Annotated in this window: 18 protein-coding genes, 1 pseudogene and 1 riboswitch; of the genes and pseudogenes, 13 read left to right on the forward strand and 6 right to left on the reverse strand. The window is 65.7% G+C overall.

Annotation, left to right across the window (positions count from 1 at the left end):
* Positions 1-16: 16 nt before the first annotated feature.
* Together IEW19_RS23930 and IEW19_RS11570 are read right to left on the reverse strand one after the other, a co-directional pair.
* Positions 17-151 carry a hypothetical protein gene (locus IEW19_RS23930; protein WP_268236252.1) on the reverse strand — a complete coding sequence of 45 codons (135 nt, stop codon included), beginning with the start codon at positions 149-151 and terminating at the stop codon, positions 17-19.
* 32 nt (positions 152-183) lie between these two features.
* Positions 184-900, reverse strand: a complete 717-nt coding sequence (locus tag IEW19_RS11570; RefSeq protein WP_188571770.1) for a CoA transferase subunit A — start codon at positions 898-900, stop codon at positions 184-186.
* Positions 901-1,064: 164 nt separating this feature from the next.
* On the opposite strand from IEW19_RS11570, the gene IEW19_RS11575 reads away from it, so the two are divergent.
* Positions 1,065-1,856: an IclR family transcriptional regulator gene (locus IEW19_RS11575; RefSeq protein WP_188571771.1), complete on the forward strand. Its 792-nt coding sequence runs from the start codon at positions 1,065-1,067 to the stop codon at positions 1,854-1,856.
* Between the two features lie 103 nt (positions 1,857-1,959).
* Here the strand turns inward: IEW19_RS11575 and nadE are convergent, their stop codons facing one another.
* Positions 1,960-2,814, reverse strand: coding sequence for an NAD(+) synthase (nadE, locus tag IEW19_RS11580; RefSeq protein WP_188571772.1), 855 nt, complete (start codon positions 2,812-2,814; stop codon positions 1,960-1,962).
* A gap of 84 nt (positions 2,815-2,898) precedes the next feature.
* Between nadE and IEW19_RS23500 the strand changes: the two are divergent.
* From IEW19_RS23500 to IEW19_RS11600, 5 genes and pseudogenes are all read left to right on the forward strand, one after another.
* Positions 2,899-4,149 (forward strand): annotated as a pseudogene (locus IEW19_RS23500) (FAD-dependent oxidoreductase); the annotation flags it as partial.
* Between the two features lie 48 nt (positions 4,150-4,197).
* The gene (pyrE, locus tag IEW19_RS23505) at positions 4,198-4,782 is read left to right on the forward strand and encodes an orotate phosphoribosyltransferase (protein WP_229748446.1); all 585 of its coding nucleotides are present in this window, start codon (positions 4,198-4,200) and stop codon (positions 4,780-4,782) included.
* Between the two features lie 144 nt (positions 4,783-4,926).
* A complete protein-coding gene (locus tag IEW19_RS11590; protein ID WP_229748439.1) occupies positions 4,927-5,673 on the forward strand; it encodes a GAF and ANTAR domain-containing protein in 747 nt (248 codons plus the stop codon).
* 81 nt (positions 5,674-5,754) lie between these two features.
* Positions 5,755-6,375, forward strand: coding sequence for a hypothetical protein (locus IEW19_RS11595; RefSeq protein ID WP_188571775.1), 621 nt, complete (start codon positions 5,755-5,757; stop codon positions 6,373-6,375).
* A gap of 70 nt (positions 6,376-6,445) precedes the next feature.
* On the forward strand, positions 6,446-7,486 hold the full coding sequence (locus IEW19_RS11600; protein WP_188571776.1) for an alpha/beta hydrolase: 1,041 nt from the start codon (positions 6,446-6,448) through the stop codon (positions 7,484-7,486).
* On the opposite strand, the gene IEW19_RS11605 is transcribed toward IEW19_RS11600, so the two are convergent.
* On the reverse strand, positions 7,483-8,319 hold the full coding sequence (locus IEW19_RS11605) for an HAD-IIA family hydrolase (RefSeq protein ID WP_188571777.1): 837 nt from the start codon (positions 8,317-8,319) through the stop codon (positions 7,483-7,485). The two genes, IEW19_RS11600 and IEW19_RS11605, sit on opposite strands and share 4 nt — an antisense overlap.
* 70 nt (positions 8,320-8,389) lie before the next feature.
* Here IEW19_RS11605 and IEW19_RS11610 point away from each other — a divergent pair, with 70 nt between their 5' ends.
* The 4 genes from IEW19_RS11610 (at position 8,390) to IEW19_RS11625 (ending at position 11,743) form a co-directional block, all read left to right on the forward strand.
* The gene (locus IEW19_RS11610) at positions 8,390-9,067 is read left to right on the forward strand and encodes a TrmH family RNA methyltransferase (RefSeq protein WP_229748440.1); all 678 of its coding nucleotides are present in this window, start codon (positions 8,390-8,392) and stop codon (positions 9,065-9,067) included.
* A 109-nt stretch (positions 9,068-9,176) separates the two neighbouring features.
* Complete coding sequence (locus IEW19_RS11615; RefSeq protein WP_188571779.1) at positions 9,177-10,115, forward strand: putative endonuclease domain-containing protein; 939 nt, start codon at positions 9,177-9,179, stop codon at positions 10,113-10,115.
* Positions 10,116-10,300: 185 nt separating this feature from the next.
* On the forward strand, positions 10,301-11,320 hold the full coding sequence (gene fbaA, locus IEW19_RS11620; RefSeq protein WP_188571780.1) for a class II fructose-bisphosphate aldolase: 1,020 nt from the start codon (positions 10,301-10,303) through the stop codon (positions 11,318-11,320).
* Positions 11,321-11,743 carry a DUF3151 domain-containing protein gene (locus IEW19_RS11625; protein WP_188571781.1) on the forward strand — a complete coding sequence of 141 codons (423 nt, stop codon included), beginning with the start codon at positions 11,321-11,323 and terminating at the stop codon, positions 11,741-11,743. It abuts the gene before it with no gap.
* Positions 11,744-11,814: 71 nt separating this feature from the next.
* Here IEW19_RS11625 and IEW19_RS11630 read toward each other — a convergent pair whose 3' ends face one another.
* Positions 11,815-12,444, reverse strand: a complete 630-nt coding sequence (locus tag IEW19_RS11630; RefSeq protein ID WP_188571782.1) for a uracil-DNA glycosylase family protein — start codon at positions 12,442-12,444, stop codon at positions 11,815-11,817.
* A gap of 208 nt (positions 12,445-12,652) precedes the next feature.
* Entirely contained in the window at positions 12,653-13,861 is a 1,209-nt protein-coding gene (locus tag IEW19_RS11635; protein WP_188571783.1) for a cobalamin-independent methionine synthase II family protein, read from the reverse strand.
* 13 nt (positions 13,862-13,874) lie between these two features.
* Positions 13,875-13,979, reverse strand: a riboswitch (SAM riboswitch).
* Between the two features lie 220 nt (positions 13,980-14,199).
* Here IEW19_RS11635 and IEW19_RS11640 point away from each other — a divergent pair.
* From IEW19_RS11640 to IEW19_RS11650, 3 genes are all read left to right on the forward strand, one after another.
* Positions 14,200-14,736 carry a M14 family zinc carboxypeptidase gene (locus IEW19_RS11640; RefSeq protein ID WP_188571784.1) on the forward strand — a complete coding sequence of 179 codons (537 nt, stop codon included), beginning with the start codon at positions 14,200-14,202 and terminating at the stop codon, positions 14,734-14,736.
* A gap of 202 nt (positions 14,737-14,938) precedes the next feature.
* On the forward strand, positions 14,939-16,228 hold the full coding sequence (locus IEW19_RS11645; protein WP_188571785.1) for an adenylosuccinate synthase: 1,290 nt from the start codon (positions 14,939-14,941) through the stop codon (positions 16,226-16,228).
* Between the two features lie 177 nt (positions 16,229-16,405).
* Positions 16,406-16,780 (forward strand): DUF1508 domain-containing protein, encoded by a 375-nt coding sequence (locus IEW19_RS11650; RefSeq protein WP_188571786.1) that lies wholly within the window; start codon positions 16,406-16,408, stop codon positions 16,778-16,780.
* Positions 16,781-17,036: the final 256 nt, after the last annotated feature.

Here is a 17,036-nt window from a genome sequence, read left to right on the forward strand (position 1 = left end):
GTCTTGTTGGCTGTACTCAGTTGGGTATTACCGGCGGCGCGAACTCGAACGTCATTCCCAGCAGCCAGGCCAGCAGCAGGACCACCGGCAGGTGGAACAGGAACTGCTGGAACGTGAAGCCCACCAGGTCCCCGGCGCGCAGGCCCAGCACTGCCAGCAGCGGCAGCCGGGTCAGCCTGGCGGTCAGGCCGGGACAAGGCCTGCGCGCTGCCTGACCGTCCGCTGCTCGATGTCCTTGGCCCGGTCCGTGGCCTGCACCAGCCGCTGGACGAAGACGCCCGGGGTGGCGATGTGGTTCGGGTCCAGGCGGCCGGGTTCCACGATCACCTCCGCCTCGGCGGCGGTCAGGATCCCGGCCGTGGCCACCACCGGGTTGAAGTTCCGGGCCGTGTAGCGGTAGATGAGGTTGCCGTCCGTGTCCGCGGTGTGGGCGTGGACCAGTGCGACGTCGGCCCGGATGGCACGCTCCTGGACGTACGTTTCGCCGTCGAACACCTCGTGCGGCTTGCCTTCGGCAACCAGCGTTCCCACACCAGTCTTGGTGTAGAAGGCCGGGATGCCGGCGCCGCCGGCGCGGAGCCGCTCCGCCAGGGTGCCCTGCGGGGTGAATTCCACCTCAAGCTTGCCGGCGAGGTACTGCTCGGCAAACAGCTTGTTTTCGCCCACATAGGAGGCGATCACCTTGCGGACCTGGCCCGCCTCGATCAGGATGCCGAGCCCCTTGCCGTCCACCCCCATGTTGTTGGAGACGACCGTAAGTTCCCGCACGCCGGAATCGCGGACGGCTTCGATCAGGTCGGCGGGGATGCCGCTCAAGCCAAACCCACCGACGGCGAGGGTGATGCCGTCCTGCAGGGCCCCTTCCAGGGCTGTGGCGGCAGAAGCCTGGACTTTCTTCATGACGTCTCCTCGTTGAGCGCGGTGGTGTCCACTTAGTGGACGCCGGGGATCTGAGTTTGGAGACTACGGGTGCGCGGACGTGGGTGTCAAGAATCACCAATCCGCGCCTTATAGTGTGGACGGTACGATGCATTGCATCCATATTGTGGACATTAGGAGGGGTTATGGCTGCAGCGCCGGTGCAGGGCGCCCAGGTGGTAACGCGGATCGCGGGGCTGCTGCGGCTGGTGGGCACGAGCGCCGAAGGGATGCCGCTCGCGGCCCTGGTCCGGGAATCGGGCCTCACCCGCCCAACGGTCCACAGGCTCCTGGCGTCCCTTGCCGCGGAAGGTTTGCTGGACCACGACCCCGTCACGGGCAACTGGGTCCTGGGCCCGGAAATCCTGCTCATGGGGTCGGTCGCGTCGGCCCGCTTCCCGATGGAGGACATTGCCCGGCCCAGCCTCCGCAGGCTGGCCCAGGCTACGGGCGAGAGCGCCTTCTTCTCCATCCGCCGCGGCGCCGAGACGGTGTGCCTTTTGCGTGAGGAGGGAAGCTTCCCTGTCCGGTCCTTTGTCCTGCATGAGGGCGTTCGGTTTCCGCTCGGGGTTGCGTCGGCCGGAACGGCCATCCTGGCCTTCCTGCCCAAAAGCGAGCAGGAGGAACTGCTCAGCCACTGGAGTGAACACGCACGGGCCTTCGCCGCGACCCACACGCCTGCACTGGTTAGGGAGAACCTGGCCCGCACCCGGTTGGCCGGTTACTCGGTGAACCCCGGGCTGGTGCTGGAGGGAAGCTGGGGGATGGGCGCTGCGGTGTTCGACCGTTCCGGCAAACCGGCCTGGGCGCTGTCGCTGACCGGCATCGAACCGCGTTTCAAGCCCGAACGGCAGGAGGAGTTGGGAGGCCTCCTGATGGCGGAGGCGCACCGGATCACCCAGCAGCTCGGCGGCGACGGCCGGCGGCGGACCCGCTGAGTCTCCCCGGCTTTGCTTGGGAAGTACGACGGCGGCCCGCGCCTTCCCGGTGCGGACCGCCGTCGTACTCCCCAAAGATGGGGAAAACCAGCGACTCGGCTGGTTACAGTCCCGCGCGGGCCTCCTCCGGGCCCTGGTCTTTCCACCAGGTATCAAAAATGGTCACCGGCACGGTGCGCTTGTGGCGGGTCCGGAGGTACTTCTGTTCGATCGATTCGGCAACGTTGTCCGGGACGTCCCGGCCTTCGAGGTAGTCGTCGATCTGGTCGTAGCTGAGGCCCAGCTCGTCCTCGTCCGTGCGCCCCGGCCGGTCATCGAGCAGGTCGGCGGTGGGCACCTTCTCCCAGACGCGTGCCGGGGCACCCAGTTCAGCCAACAGGGCGCGGTTCTGCCGCTTGTTGAGGCCGAACAGGGGCAGGATGTCCGCCCCGCCGTCGCCGTACTTGGTGAAGAAGCCGGTGACGGACTCCGCGCCATGGTCGGTGCCGAGCACAAGGTAGTTGTATTCCCCGGCCAGCGCATACTGGGCAGTCATGCGGGTCCGGGCCTTGGTGTTTCCCTTGTGGAAGTCGGAGATCTCCGAGCCCACCGTCTTTTCGAACTCTTCCTCGAAGCCGTCCACCGCTGCCGAGATGTTGAACGTCCATTCCGTCTTGGCCTTGATGAAGTCCAGGGCCGCCTGGGCGTCTTCCTCATCGTGCTGCACGCCGTAGGGAAGGCGGACGGCCACAAAGTTGGCCTCCACGCCCTCGGCCTCAAGCTCATCCACCGCAAGCTGTGCAAGCCGGCCGGCGAGGGAGGAATCCAGGCCGCCCGAGATGCCCAGGACAAAACCCTTGGTATGGGTGGCCTTCAGGTATTCCTTGAGGAACGTGACGCGTTTGCGCACCTCCCCTGCGGGATCGATCCGGGGCTGAACGCCCATTTCTTCAATGATCTTGGCCTGGAGTTCGCGCATGTGGTCCAGCCTAGCCAGCGCTGTCAACAACCCTCAACTGTTCCCGGCAGCCCCTGCGCGGCGTACCGTGAACGCATGGAGCGGATGGGGTGTGCCGTGGTGGGCGGCGGCCCGGCAGGGATGATGCTGGGCCTGCTGCTGGCCCGCGCGGGAGTACAAGTGGCGGTCCTGGAGAAGCATGGTGACTTCCTGCGGGACTTCCGCGGAGACACGGTGCATGCGTCCACCATCCGGCTGATCGACGAACTGGGCCTTGGTGCCGGGTTCCGGGACCTGCCGCAAAGCCGGCTGAACAACGTGGCCGTCCCGGTCCCCGGCGCCGGGCTGGTCACGCTGGCGGCTTTCGACTCCCTGAAACCGCCGTACAACTACGTGGCCATGATGCCCCAGTGGGATTTCCTGGACTTCCTTGCCTCGGCCGCCGCCGCTGAGCCGACGTTCACCCTGCTCATGGAAAGCGAAGCCACCGGTCTTGAGTTCGACGGCGGACGCGTCACCGGTGTGCGCTACCGGGCCACCGGCAACGGTGCGGCGGACGCTGAACAGGTACTGCACGCCGACGTAGTGGTGGCCGCGGACGGCAGGCATTCGGTGCTGCGCCAGGCTGCCGGAATCCGGGCCAGGGAGTACCCGGTGCCCTTCGACGCGTGGTGGTTCAAACTCCCGCGCCGCGCCTCTGAAAAGGGCGAGGTGGCCGGCGTGGTGCCGTCGCTGGGGGACCGGGATGCCCTGATTGCCCTCAACCGCACCGACTACTACCAGATGGGGTACCTCGCCCCGAAGGGCTCGGACGCCCGGATCCGCGAAAACGGCGTGGAACAGTTCCGCCGGCGGGTGGCTGCCCTCCGCCCGGACCTCGCCGACCGCGTTGATTCCATCCATACCCTGGCGGACCTTCACTGGCTGGATGTCAGACTCAACCGCCTGCCGCGCTGGTACATTGACGGCTTCCTGTGCATTGGGGATGCGGCGCACGCCATGTCACCGGCCGGCGGGGTGGGGATCAACCTTGCCATCCAGGATGCCGTGGCGGCAGCGGAGCGCCTGGCGCCTGACCTGCGCCAAGGGCATGTGCGGACCACGACCCTTGCGGCCATCCAGCGCCGGCGCCGCATGCCCACGGTGGTGGTCCAAACCGTGCAGCGCATCATGCACCGGGTTGTGTTCGTACCGCTCTTCGCCGGGACATTGTCCGGTAAAACGCTGACCGGAGCGGCGGCCGGAAACGGGCTCTCCATCCAGCGGATACTATTCTTCTTCCTGCGCCATAACCCGGTGGTGAAGCGAGTCCTGCCCCGGGTCGTCGCAATCGGACCCCGCCCCGAGCACGCGCCAGGCTTTGCCCGCCCCCTCACGCTCCGCCCACCCACTAAACTTGGGGCCATGACCTCGCCCACTGACACTGCGGTAGACACCGCGGCTGCCCGCGCCCGACTGCTCGAACTGATCAAGGAACTTGCCGTGGTCCGCGGCAAGGTGATCCTCTCAAGCGGAGCCGAGGCCGATTACTACATCGACCTGCGGCGCATCACGCTGCACCATGAGGCATCCAAGCTGGTGGGCCAGGTAATGCTGGCACTGGCGGACGACGCCGGGATCGACTTTGAGTGCGCCGGCGGCCTCACCATGGGTGCAGACCCTGTGGGCACCGCAGTGATGCACGCTGCCGTTGACGCCGGCCGGACGGTTGACGCGTTCGTGGTCCGCAAGGCCCAGAAGTCCTACGGCATGGGCCGCCAGGTGGAGGGCCCCGCTGTTGAGGGCCGCAAGGTGCTGGTCCTGGAGGACACGTCAACCACGGGCGGCTCCGCGCTGACAGCGGTGGAAGGCGTCCGGAAAGCCGGCGGCAACGTGGTGGCGGTGGCCGTGATCGTGGACCGCGATACCGGTGCCAAGGAGAAAATCGAAGCCGAAACCGGAGTTCCCTACCTGTTCGCCTTCGGCAAGGACGAGCTGGGGCTGGACTAGTCCGGCCGGAGCCGGCCTCCGCGGCCGGCTCCGGCGACGTATTAGGCCTGGCTGTTGGCCCGCCGCTCCAAGCTGCCATATCATATGCGTTAACACTTTTCAGTTGCTTGGAGATACTGCATTTTGCTCCCCCCACAACAGCCTTTGAGCGCAACCGACCAGGTCCAGAACCTCATCCTGGAAAGCGCTGACTTCGAGGACTTCCTCAACGAATTGGCGCGCTTCTCTGCGCACCAGATGGCAGGCGACGGCGACGACGCCCTGTGCGGCATCACGCTGCTCCGCGACCGCAAGGCAGCCACCATCGGCTGGAGCAGCGAGACTGCCCGGCAAGTCGATGAAATCCAGTACTCCCTTGCCCAAGGTCCCTGCCTTTCTGCGGCACAGGACGAACGCGAAGTCTACGTCCCGGACCTTTTGCAGGAGGACCGGTGGGGTCCGGATTACGCTGCTGCGGTTGCTTCCCACGGGCTGCGTTCGGTGCTGTCCCTCCCGTTCAACCTGCAGGGGGAAGCCAAGGCGGCACTGAACCTCTACTCCGACGCACCGCACAAGTTTGACGGACGGGCCGCGGACAGGGCGCGGGACTTCACCCGGGAGATTTCCGAAGCCCTGCGGCTGGCCGTGCGGTTCTCGCTGCACGCAGACAGTGCGTCGAACCTCCGGGCCACGCTGGAGTCGCGGACCATCATCGACATCGCCATCGGCATCGTCATGGCACAGAACCGGTGCAGCCAGGAAGCCGCCGTCGAAATCCTCACAGAGGCGTCCAGCAACAGCAACACCAAGCTGCGGGACATTGCCAAGTCGCTGGTGGACTCGGTGGGCGGTGCCGGTGCCCGCACCCACTACCAGGAGCCTGGAAAGGTCAGCCCCGGTTCCCGTTCCTGAACGGCGGGTTGTGCAGGGGTTCCGGGAGGGTTACGCTTGCGGAGGTTGAGCCGTCGGCCATAGACCTCTTTTGGAGTACCTATGGACCGCGCATTAGACGCACTCGTTAACCTTGATGTCCCTGCGGACATCGTCCGGATTGAAGTCCGGGGAGCCCTTCACCACGATTCCCGTGCTGAACTGGTCCACATAATCCGCCGTGTCCGGAGGATGGGCATCCGCTGCCGCATCTGCGTGGATCTTTCGCAGGCCGGGCTTATTGAGTCCTCCGCCCTTGCTGGGCTGCGCAGCGACCTCAACGCCATGGACACCAATCTGCTGCCGGGCGTTCCGTCCGCCGGGGTGTCCCTTCAGCTCGTACCCGCCGCATCCGACTGGGCAACAGAGGGCACTTCCAGCCGCCAGCCGCTCCTGATGGACGACGACGTCAGGGAACTCTTTCCCGGCGGTGATTTCGCGGGCGACTTCCCCCAATTGCCGGTCATGTGGATCGAGGAGCTGTACGGCCGCCCACTGACCGAATACACGGACGAGGAACTGCTCCAGGCCAGTGACTGCGTGTTCGCATTGCTGGATAACCCGGAGGCGCTTGACGGCGCTGACCTGCTGGGCCGTTACAACGACATCGGCCTGGAGATCCTTCGCCGCCAGCAGGAACCGCAGACGCCATTCCCGGCCACGGAAGGGCAAGCGGCCAGCTGACGGCGGCGCCGCCGAAAGATATACGCCTGCTCCTTGCGGCGGAATCTTCCTGTGTGCCTACGGTAGTGGTGTGCCGTTTGAGGGGGAAGTGAATCCGCAGGACCGGCGCGGGACTCCCCAGGCCCGGCTGCTGGCGGAAGCGGCTGCCCTTAAACGCTTCTCACGCCGCACTTTCCTGGCCGGTGCCGGGGCCTCCGGACTGCTGGCTGCGGACATGCTGATGACCCGCGAAGTGCAGTCGCAGCGCCGCACCACAAGGATCCTTTCCGTTGCGGACGACTTCGCCGACGCCTATTACCCGGACGCCAGCTGGTTTTTGTTCCCCGGGTACAAAACCAGCTGGGAAGAGGCGCAGTGGATACTGAACACGCTCAGGGGTTCGTTGAACAAGCGCGCCCGGCTCGCCGCCGTCGGATATTCCAACCTGGGGCTGAACATCACCGAGGTGGTCAACGCGATCACCGACTATGTCACCGCTGAGAAAATCACCAAGCTCTTCTTCTACGGGCACAGTTTCGGCGGCATGCTCGCCACCCAGGTGGCTGCCCGGCTCCTTGCCCTGCAAGGCATCCAGGTGCAGTTCATCCTGCTGGACTCCAGCCCCTACGGCGCCCACGACGTCCTGGACCAAAGCTGGTTCGACGGCGTGGTGTTCCTCTACGAAAGCGGCGTCAGGTTCCCCTCCACGCTGCGCGGCGGGTACGAACTGGGGGAACGGATCATCCACAAGGACGAACGGAGCTGGCGCCAGATCCTGGACCAGACGCTGGAGCAGCTGTCACCGATCGCCCCGTCGAACGTTTTGGTGCAGACGGAGTCCGCCTACATCTACCACTTCGAGGGAAGCCAGTTCGCAGGGAAGCTCGGCACAGCCAAGATGGCCTACCTCGGCAACCCAAAAGACGGGACCGTGGACTACGAAACCGCAGTTGAGACGTGGGCTGTGGTTTTCAAGGACAACATGGTCTCAAGCAACCTGCAGACCAAGGGTGCGGCGCCCGGGCACGCCAGCCCCGGCTGGAACCCGCAAATCTACCGGCCCCTGCTGACGGAGCTGCTGGACGAGTATTTCCCGTTGCCCCGGGGCGGTGCCCGGGTCAGCATCTTTTAGATCTGGTTCTTCAGGTCCGCTACCGAATTCAGCACCTGGTTGGGCCGGAACGGGTACGCGGCAATGTCGTCCTTGTGCGTAATGCCGCTGAGGACCAGGACGGTATGCAGGCCTGCCTCCATGCCGGCGATGATGTCCGTGTCCATCCGGTCCCCGATCATGGCCGTGGTCTCGGAGTGCGCATCGATCTGGTTCATCGCGCTGCGGAACATCATGGGGTTCGGCTTGCCCACAATGTACGGTTCGCGGCCGGTGGCTTTGGTGATCAGGGCCGCGATGGCGCCGGTGGCGGGCATGGGGCCGTCCTTTGACGGGCCGGTGGCATCCGGGTTGGTGGCGATGAACCGGGCACCGGCCAGGATCAGCCGGATGGCCATCGTGATCGCTTCAAAAGAGTACGTGCGCGTCTCGCCGAGCACCACGAAGTCCGGGTTCTGGTCGGTGAGGATGAAGCCGGCCTCATGCAGCGCCGTCGTCAGCCCTGCCTCGCCGATGGTGTACGCGCGGTTGCCCGATTCCGAGCCCCCGGCGGATACCTGGTCCTTCAGGAACTGGGCCGTGGCAAGGGCAGAAGTCCAGATGTTCTCCTCCGGGATCTCCAGCCCGGAAGCGCGCAGGCGGGCAGCGAGGTCACGCGGGGTGAAGATGGAGTTGTTGGTCAGCACCAGGAAGCGTTTGGACGTGTCCACCCAGCGCTGGATAAGTTCCGCCGCCCCCGGGATGGGCTGGTTCTCGTGGACCAGCACGCCGTCCATGTCCGTCAGCCAGCACTCGATTTCCTGGCCGCTGCGGTACACCGCCGGGTTGCCTGCTACCTGGTCTGCTTCTGCCATGCCTGCCTCCGCCTGTGATAGTTGCCCGAAGAGTCCAGTCTAGTGTTGAAGGGTGAACCAAACGCCCGGCATGACAGACGAACCCAACCACGAGCCCGGGGAGGACCAACCCGCAAAGACGGAGGTCGGCGTCGGGCCTTGGGAAGGGGAGCTGCCCGAAGGCGACCACTGGGACCCTGACCTGCTGGCCGACGGCGACCGTCGCAACGTCCTGGACAAGTACCGTTACTGGAAGCACGAAGCGATCGTGGCGGAGCTGGACTCCCGGCGGCACAACTTCCACGTGGCCATCGAGAACTGGCAGCACGACCTGAACATCGGCACCGTAGTGCGCACCGCCAACGCCTTCCTCGCCAAAGAAGTGCACATCATCGGACGACGTCGGTGGAACCGGCGGGGCGCCATGGTCACCGACCGCTACCAGCACGTCCGCCACCACCCCACCGTTGAGGATTTTGTCCAGTGGGCGCAGGGGGAGGGACTGGCGATCATCGGGATCGACATCTTCCCGGACTCGGTGCCGCTGGAGACGTACGAGCTGCCCCGCGACTGCGTGCTGGTCTTCGGGCAGGAGGGCCCGGGCCTGACCCCGGAAGTCCACCAGGCTGCCGTCGCAACCCTGTCCATCGAACAGTTCGGCTCCACCCGGTCCATCAACGCCGCCTCCGCAGCCGCCATCGCCATGCACGCCTGGATCCGCCGGCACGTCTTCAACCAGCACGTCCAGCCCCCGCGAGATGGCAGATGAGGGCAGTCGCGGGCCCGGGCACTGCGGTTAAATGCCATCTCGCGGGTCCTTAGACGGGTCGGCCTGTGGATAACCTCAAGCTGGGGTCATCGGCGGGCCAAAATGGGGCATGCGCAGGGCACCCCTTCCAGAACAGCTGACCACGGGTTCGTTCTCCCTTCGGGCCTCGGACAAGGCCGGCGTCTCCCGGACACGGACGGCTGCCAACGACCTGGTGACCGTATCCCGGGGGATACGGGTGCCGGTGCGGTCGGCGGCTGCCGGCGCAGCAGCTTTGCGCGCCTATACCGACCTGGATGACACCTCCATCCTGGCTTCCGTGTCCGCGGCGCACGTTTGGGGAGCGCCGTTGCCCTCCACGTGCAGCGGTGACTGGCGAATTCACTTGGCTCGGCGGCGGGGCTTCAGCTTCCCGCGCCGCTCCAACGTCGTGGGCCACGTCCTGTCCTTCCTCCCGGACGAGGTAGTGGAGTACGACGGCGTCAGGGTCACTTCGCCTGCGCGGACGTGGTTGGACTTGGCCTCAGTGCTGGCGGTGCAGGATCTTGTGGCGGTCGGCGATTATCTGGTGTGCTCCCACGGGCAGGGCTTTCCGCACCCAAGGGAGGCGCTGTGCGGGATTGGCGAACTGCGGGGCGTTATCAGCAGGCATTGCGGCATGCGGGGTGTGAAGCGAGCCCGGGAAGCGGTCGAACTGGTGCGCGTAGGGGCCGATTCCGCTCCGGAAACATACATGCGGCTCGCGCTCATTGACGCCGGCTTGCCGGAACCGGTCCTGAACCACGTCCTGCTCGACCGATGGGGGCTTCCATCACTCTGGCCAGACGCCGCCTATCCGCGGTGGGGCATCGCGCTCCAGTACGACGGCGGCCACCATTCAGAGCCCGAGCAGCATCTGCGGGACATCGAACGCCAGGACCGGACCCTGGCCGTTGGCTGGCTTGAAGTACGCATCGGTAAGCAACACCTCGAGGGCGACCGGCCCGCCGTCGTACGCAAAGTGCGGGAGGCACTCCAAAGCCGCGGTTGGACGCGAGATGGGAGATGAGGGCAGTCGCGGTCCGGGACATTGCCGTCAAGTGCCATCTCGCGGGGTGGGTGGAGGTGGTAGGTGGGCCCGTGGGGCGTAACCCACAGCACTCCCGGCCCGGGAATGGCTAGGATGGTGCCTAGCCGTAAGCGGTCTACTTGAGGGTCTTCCACCCACAGACGAAACTCAGCAGAGGAGCCAGCATGCCCATTGCAACCCCCGATATCTACTCCGAGATGATCGACCGTGCGAAGGCGGGCGGCTTCGCATTCCCGGCCGTGAACGTCACGTCCTCGCAGACACTCAACGCAGCGCTGCGCGGTTTCGCCGAGGCCGAGTCTGACGGCATCGTGCAGGTTTCCACCGGCGGCGCAGCCTACTGGTCCGGTGCCTCCACCAAGGACATGGTTGCCGGTTCCCTGGGCTTCGCGGCCTTTGCCCGCGAAGTGGCGAAGAACTACGGCGTGAACATTGCCCTGCACACCGACCACTGCCCCAAGGACAAGCTGGACGGCTTCGTCCTGCCCCTGCTGGCTGCCTCCGAAGCTGAGGTCAAGGCCGGCCGCAACCCGCTGTTCAACTCGCACATGTGGGACGGCTCCGCCGAGACCCTGCAGGAGAACCTGAAGATCGCCCGCGACCTGCTGGCCCGCACGGCCGCCGCCAAGATGATCCTCGAGGTTGAGATCGGCACCGTCGGCGGCGAGGAAGACGGCGTGGAGAACGCCATCAACGACAAGCTCTACACCACGGTGGAAGACGCCCTGGCCACCATCGATGCCCTGGGTGCCGGTGAGAACGGCCGTTACATCACCGCCCTGACCTTCGGCAACGTCCACGGCGTCTACAAGCCCGGCGGCGTGAAGCTGCGCCCGGAGATCCTCAAGGACATCCAGGCGCAGGTGGGCGCAAAGATCGGCAAGGACAACCCGTTCGACCTGGTGTTCCACGGCGGCTCCGGCTCCTCCGACCAGGAAATCGCGGACGCCGTCTCCTACGGCGTGATCAAGATGAACATCGACACCGACACCCAGTACGCCTACACGCGTCCGGTGGCGGACCACATGTTCAAGAACTACGACGGCGTCCTGAAGGTCGACGGCGAAGTGGGCAACAAGAAGACCTACGATCCCCGCGTCTGGGGCGCCTCCGCCGAAGCCGGCCTGGCAGCCCGCGTGGTGGAAGCCACCAAGCAGCTCGGTTCGGCCGGAAAGACCTTCTAGATGTCGGACGAGTTCCGCAGGAACCTGATGGGGCCGGAGCCCACGCTCCTGCCCGCCGAAACCGAGGTCAACGCCGGGCTGGACGCCGGCCACGAGGCCCTGGACCTGGTGGAAAAGCACCCCACGTCATCGCTGCTCTGGGCCGTCCTGGCCGAGGAGGCGTGGACTGAGGGCCGCACCATCGACTCCTACGCCTACGCCAGGGTCGGCTACCACCGCGGACTGGACTCACTGCGCCGCAACGGCTGGCGCGGCGTAGGGCCCATCCCCTGGGAACACGAGCCGAACCGTGGCTTCCTGCGCGCGCTCTACTCGCTGGGCCGGGCTTCGTCGGCCATCGGCGAGGCCGACGAGCCGGAGCGGATCGAGAAGTTCCTCAACGACTCCGACCCCACGGCGAAGGCAGCCATCGAAGGCAAGTGACGCCTTAGGGCTCAAAGCGCGACGGCGGGCGGTGACTTTCGAATAGAAAGTCACCGCCCGCCGTCGTTGGTCTAAGGTTTGGCGATGCCCGTCCGGGCCATGGCGTCGGCGTAGGCCGCACGCATGTCCTCGAGGTACTCTTCCTGGCGTGCGGGGGAACCGGCGAATGCGCGGCCGCTCAGGGAACGGACCTTGTAGGTCTTCAGGCCGCGGCGCCACAGCAGGGGCACCTCGGTCTTGAGCAGCAGGTTCGCCAGTCGGTTGGCCTCTGTCCCGTGCGCCACGATCACCGAGGCGCGGGGGACCAGGGCCAGGAACTTCAGCAGCGGCTTCAGTCCGGCCTGGATCTGGTCCGGAGTGAACTTGCCGTTGACTTCGCCGGGGACGTGCCAGGGGTGGACATTCCACGGCATCACGAACTCGGGGCGCAGTCCCAGCTTCCACTGGAGGCCAAGCATGCGGGTAGCGGCGTCCTGGTCCCCGGCCGTGACGAACCCGGACGGGTCCGTCTCGCCGATGTTGGAGTACAGGCTGATGATGCGGCATTCCTCAACGTCGTGCATGGGATCCACGTAGGGCACCACCGTTCCGGGCTTGGCCTCCTGCAGGGAATCACACAGTTCGTTGACGGCGGCGACGCTGGGTTCGTAGCGGCGGCTCATGAGCTGTTCGTGGAATGTTTCGGGGGCCAGGGCGGTCATGAAGGGCTGGTTCTCCTGCGGGGCTCGGTGCTGCGTCCAGGCCGGAAAAGGGCGCACGAGGGGACGTGTCATCCGGGCTGGATTGAAAATGGAGTGGACCGATTCCTGGTCGGTCTTTTCCAGTTTAGCAAGTCACGCGAAACGAAACGCCGGGGCTGCGCCGGCAACAAAGCGCAGCGGAGTCCCGGCGTTCCCAAAGTCGCAGGCCCTACCAGAGGCGCGCTGTGGCGCGGCGGGCGCCCTCGCCCAGGGCCTCCAGTTTGGCGAACGCGATCTGCGGGTGCACCCGGCCGCCCAGGCCGCAGTCGGTGGAGGCGATGACGTTCTCGCGGCCCACAACCTCGGCAAAGCGGACAATTCGGTCTGCCACCAGGTCCGGGTGTTCCACCACGTTGGTTGCATGCGACACGACGCCCGGGATGATCACCTTGCCCTCGGGGAGCTTGGTGTCCTCCCAAATCCGCCATTCGTGCTCGTGGCGGACGTTGGCCGCCTCGAAGGAATACGCACCGGCGTTGACCTGGAGGACCGATCCGATAATGTCGGCAAACGGGATGTCCGTGGTGTGCGGGCCGTGCCAGGAGCCCCAGCAGACGTGCAGCCGGATCTGTTCCTGCGGGAGGTCCCGCAGCGCCCAGTTAGTGGCCTCGACGCGCAGCTGGATGAACTTCAGGTAGTCCTCCAGGGACGGCTCGGGGTTGATCTGGTCCCAGCTCTCGGCCAGGGACGGATCGTCGAGCTGCACGGTAAGGCCGGCGTCGATGATTGCCTTGTATTCCTCCCGCATGGCATCCGCGCACGCATAGACGAGTTCCTCGTCCGACGTGTAATACTCGTTGGCCACCCGGGCGCAGGAGCCGGGGGAGAGGGACGCCACGAAGCCGTCCGACAGCCCCGCGGCGGCCAGGCCGTTCTTCAGGTTCCTGATATCCGAACCCACCAGGTCCTGGCCCGTGTAGGTCAGGGGCCCGGCGATCTTGGGCTGGGTGACGCTCTTGCGGTGGGCCAGGATGCCCGAGGACGGGTCGTTGTAGGCCTCGTTGAACGCCTGCCGGTCCCGCCGGTCGGGGAAGGAGGTCAAAACCACGTTGCCGGGGGACGAGCGGCGCACCTGCGCATCTGCCCACCGGTCCACATTGGTTGGCTCCAGGCCGCCAAGCCGTGCGAAGGAATAGTTCCACCAGGCGCCGTAATCCACGGAGTTGGACATCGTGTGCCCGTATTCGCCGTCGTTGGGGATGTCGATGCCGAGGTCCTTTTGGCGCTGGACCACCTCCACCACGGAGGCCTCAAGGAGTTCAAGGAATTCCGGGGTGACGCCGTCGGTTTCCTTGGCGGCGTTGGCTGCGATGAGTTCGGGGGTGCGGGGCAATGATCCCGCGTGGGTGACGCGGATGTGGTCGGTGTTCAGGGACATGCTGGAATCTTCCTTTCCATCGGTCCTGGCAGTAGCACCTTCGGCCGGCAGGATTCCTGCTGGAACGTGGTTGCTGCGGCGTCATCGAGCCAGGTCTCTCGGCCGCTCCGGATGGTTCACTCTCACATAAATCGACATGCCCGCCTTCGGGCAAGTCTGCGCCGCTTTGTGTCGCGCATGCCGTCTCATGACAGACCCGAAGCCGCGTGCATACTTACAGCTTATGTTCAGGTTATTGACAGGTTTTGTTAAGCTTGGTTGGCTGAAGTCACATGCTGCCGCCGCAACGGAGCTGGCCGGCGGCACCCCGATGCACTCGAAAGAGGTAACGCACTGTGATGAAAACCCTGGCAACTTTCAGGACCCTTGCGGTCTCCGGCGCCCTGGCGCTCGCCGTCGTGGCGGGACCGGCCCCCTTGGCGCACGCGGTGGGCGAAGGCCCCAATTACGACGGCAACGGCCAGATCACCACGTCCAAGCTCGCCACCTACGAACAGATGGTCTCCTTCCTGAAGGACCAGGATGCCCGCCAGCCGGCAATGGAGCTGGAGGTCATCGGTCAGGCCGTGAAGGGCCGCGACATCCACCTGGTGAAGTACATCTCGGATCCCGCCAAACCCACCATCCTGCACCTGACCCAGCAGCACGGCAACGAGCAGCTCACCACCGAGGGCGCCGTGGAGTTCATCAAGCACCTCGGGCCGGGCAAGTCCGCAGGCATCCTGGACGGCGTGAACATCCTGGTGGCAGTCACCACGCTGACCTCCACGGCCGCAGCAATTGCGGACGGGTCCATTGCCGACGCCGACACCTCCTTCTGGAACAGCCTCGCGGAACAGACATCCAGGCCCGCCGGGGAGGCTGAGGGCGAGTAACCTTCGCGGCGGGCCACAAAGTGGACAAAGTGCCCTATCGGCTAAACTTGGGTGGTAAGAGCCCCGGAACTCTTGCGTCGCTGTGCCGCGCTGCGGCCGTGCGAAGGCCGGTACGTTCGGGGCATTCTCATGAACGGCGCTGCATGGGCCCGCCACCTGGTGGCCAGGACCCGGGCAGCCCGAACGAATGGGGGAGGATCCCATGCCAGCAATTGTGATCGTAGGAGCCCAGTGGGGCGACGAAGGAAAAGGCAAGGCCACCGACCTGCTGGGCGGCCGTGTTGACTATGTCGTCAAGCCCAACGGCGGCAACAACGCCGGGCACACCGTCGTCGTGGGCGGTGAAAAGTACGAACTCAAGCTGCTGCCGGCAGGCATTCTCAGCCCCAACGCCGTCCCCATCATCGGCAACGGCTGCGTGGTGAACCTTGAAGCCCTGTTCCAGGAAATCGACGGCCTCAAGGCCCGCGGCGCCGATACCTCCAAGCTTCGCGTCTCCGCCAACGCCCACCTGGTGGCCCCTTACCACCAGGTGCTGGACAAGGTAACGGAGCGCTTCCTGGGCAGCCGCGCCATCGGCACCACCGGCCGTGGCATCGGACCCGCCTACATGGACAAAGTGGCCCGCCTGGGCATCCGCGTCCAGGACGTCTTCGACGAATCCATCCTCCGCCAGAAGGTGGAAGGCTCGCTGCGCCAGAAGAACGAACTCCTGGTCAAGGTCTACAACCGCCGCGGGGTAGTAGTGGATGAAATCGTGGAGTACTTCCTGTCCTTCGCCGAGCGGCTCCGTCCGCTTGTCATCGACAGCACCCTGGTCCTGAACACCGCCCTGGACGAGGGCAAGGTAGTGCTGATGGAAGGCGGCCAGGCGACATTCCTGGACGTCGACCACGGCACCTACCCCTTCGTGACGTCCTCCAACCCGACGGCCGGCGGCGCCTCGGTGGGATCGGGCATCGGCCCCACCCGCATTTCCCGTTCCATCGGCATCATCAAGGCCTACACCACCCGTGTCGGTGCCGGGCCGTTCCCCACGGAGCTCTTCGACGAGATGGGCATGTACCTGCAGAAGACCGGCGGCGAGTTCGGCGTCAACACCGGCCGCCCGCGCCGGTGCGGCTGGTACGACGCCGTGCTGGCCCGCCACGCCTCGCGCGTCAACGGCTTCACGGACTACTTCGTGACCAAGCTGGACGTGCTCACCGGCATCGAACAGATCCCCGTGTGCGTGGCCTATGACGTGGACGGCGTCCGGCACGACGAGATGCCCATGACGCAGACTGAGTTCCACCACGCCAAGCCCATCTTCGAGTACTTCGACGGCTGGACCGAGGACATCACCGGCGCCCGCACTCTCGCGGACCTGCCCGAAAACGCCCGCAACTACGTCCTGGCCCTGGAAAAGCTCTCCGGGACCCGCTTCTCCGCCATCGGCGTGGGCCCGGACCGGGACCAGACGATCGTGGTCAACGACCTCATCAACGACTGACGCGCGCTTTCCGGAGCAGAATTACGACGGCGGCAGGCCACCTTTGCGGGTGGCCTGCCGCTTGTTCTTTGCCGGGGTTGGCAGCAATTTACACAGGCTTAACGCGAACGGTCTTGTGAGGCTGCCGGCGCCGCCGCCAGACTCGTTAATACCCCTGGTGCCCAAGGAAGGATCGTCATGGCCGGAAAATTCGAAGCATTCATCGACGCTGATTCGTTTTTCCGGTTCCGGCTCCTGGCGCCGGACGGGGGAGTGATCGCCGTCTCCGGGCCTTTTGAAGACAAGGCAGCGGTGGTTGCCGGGATCGCTGCCGTGCGTGAATGTGCCGGGATGGGCTTGGTCACCGATCTCTGTCCCGCCGGCGCCGTGTCCCGTCCCGCAGCCGTACCAGCTGCGGCTGCTGCCCCTGTTCCCGTCGAGCCGCGCGCCGTCGTCGTACCCGCGTGCGACGACCAGCGCCTGCCGGGAAGGCTGCACGCCTTCGCGCTGGCAAAGGCGCCGCGCCGGCAAGCGACGGCGCCCCGGTGGACCAGGGCAGCAGCAGCCCGCTGACGGCCGGGAAAAAGATTCTGAGAAGTTTTTTTGAAAAGGCGTAACCCTCCCGGGCTCCGGAGCGATTACCCCTATGAAGCGCCGGTCTGGAACCTGTCCCCCATCACGTTCCAGACCGGCCTTTTTGTCTTTCCGCAAGGATGGCTGCACAGGCTGGACCGGCAACGGCCCGCCCCGGCGCCGTGGCGTGCCGGCCGGCTGGTTACTGAAGGGTAAAGTAGGGGCAGCGTTCCGGATGTTCTGAGCGCTGGCCTTG

Source organism: Arthrobacter liuii, from assembly GCF_014639275.1.
Classification (GTDB): domain Bacteria; phylum Actinomycetota; class Actinomycetes; order Actinomycetales; family Micrococcaceae; genus Arthrobacter; species Arthrobacter liuii.

Excerpts from the sequence above, each read along its gene's own strand:
- IEW19_RS11570 (WP_188571770.1), bottom strand. The coding sequence starts at position 900 with ATGAAGAAAGTCCAGGCTTCTGCCGCCACAGCCCTGGAAGGGGCCCTG.
- IEW19_RS11575 (WP_188571771.1), top strand. The coding sequence starts at position 1,065 with ATGGCTGCAGCGCCGGTGCAGGGCGCCCAGGTGGTAACGCGGATCGCG.
- nadE (WP_188571772.1), bottom strand. The coding sequence starts at position 2,814 with ATGCGCGAACTCCAGGCCAAGATCATTGAAGAAATGGGCGTTCAGCCC.
- pyrE (WP_229748446.1), top strand. The coding sequence starts at position 4,198 with ATGACCTCGCCCACTGACACTGCGGTAGACACCGCGGCTGCCCGCGCC.
- IEW19_RS11595 (WP_188571775.1), top strand. The coding sequence starts at position 5,755 with ATGGACCGCGCATTAGACGCACTCGTTAACCTTGATGTCCCTGCGGAC.
- IEW19_RS11605 (WP_188571777.1), bottom strand. The coding sequence starts at position 8,319 with ATGGCAGAAGCAGACCAGGTAGCAGGCAACCCGGCGGTGTACCGCAGC.
- IEW19_RS11610 (WP_229748440.1), top strand. The coding sequence starts at position 8,390 with ATGACAGACGAACCCAACCACGAGCCCGGGGAGGACCAACCCGCAAAG.
- IEW19_RS11615 (WP_188571779.1), top strand. The coding sequence starts at position 9,177 with ATGCGCAGGGCACCCCTTCCAGAACAGCTGACCACGGGTTCGTTCTCC.
- fbaA (WP_188571780.1), top strand. The coding sequence starts at position 10,301 with ATGCCCATTGCAACCCCCGATATCTACTCCGAGATGATCGACCGTGCG.
- IEW19_RS11625 (WP_188571781.1), top strand. The coding sequence starts at position 11,321 with ATGTCGGACGAGTTCCGCAGGAACCTGATGGGGCCGGAGCCCACGCTC.
- IEW19_RS11630 (WP_188571782.1), bottom strand. The coding sequence starts at position 12,444 with ATGACCGCCCTGGCCCCCGAAACATTCCACGAACAGCTCATGAGCCGC.
- IEW19_RS11635 (WP_188571783.1), bottom strand. The coding sequence starts at position 13,861 with ATGTCCCTGAACACCGACCACATCCGCGTCACCCACGCGGGATCATTG.
- IEW19_RS11640 (WP_188571784.1), top strand. The coding sequence starts at position 14,200 with ATGAAAACCCTGGCAACTTTCAGGACCCTTGCGGTCTCCGGCGCCCTG.
- IEW19_RS11645 (WP_188571785.1), top strand. The coding sequence starts at position 14,939 with ATGCCAGCAATTGTGATCGTAGGAGCCCAGTGGGGCGACGAAGGAAAA.
- IEW19_RS11650 (WP_188571786.1), top strand. The coding sequence starts at position 16,406 with ATGGCCGGAAAATTCGAAGCATTCATCGACGCTGATTCGTTTTTCCGG.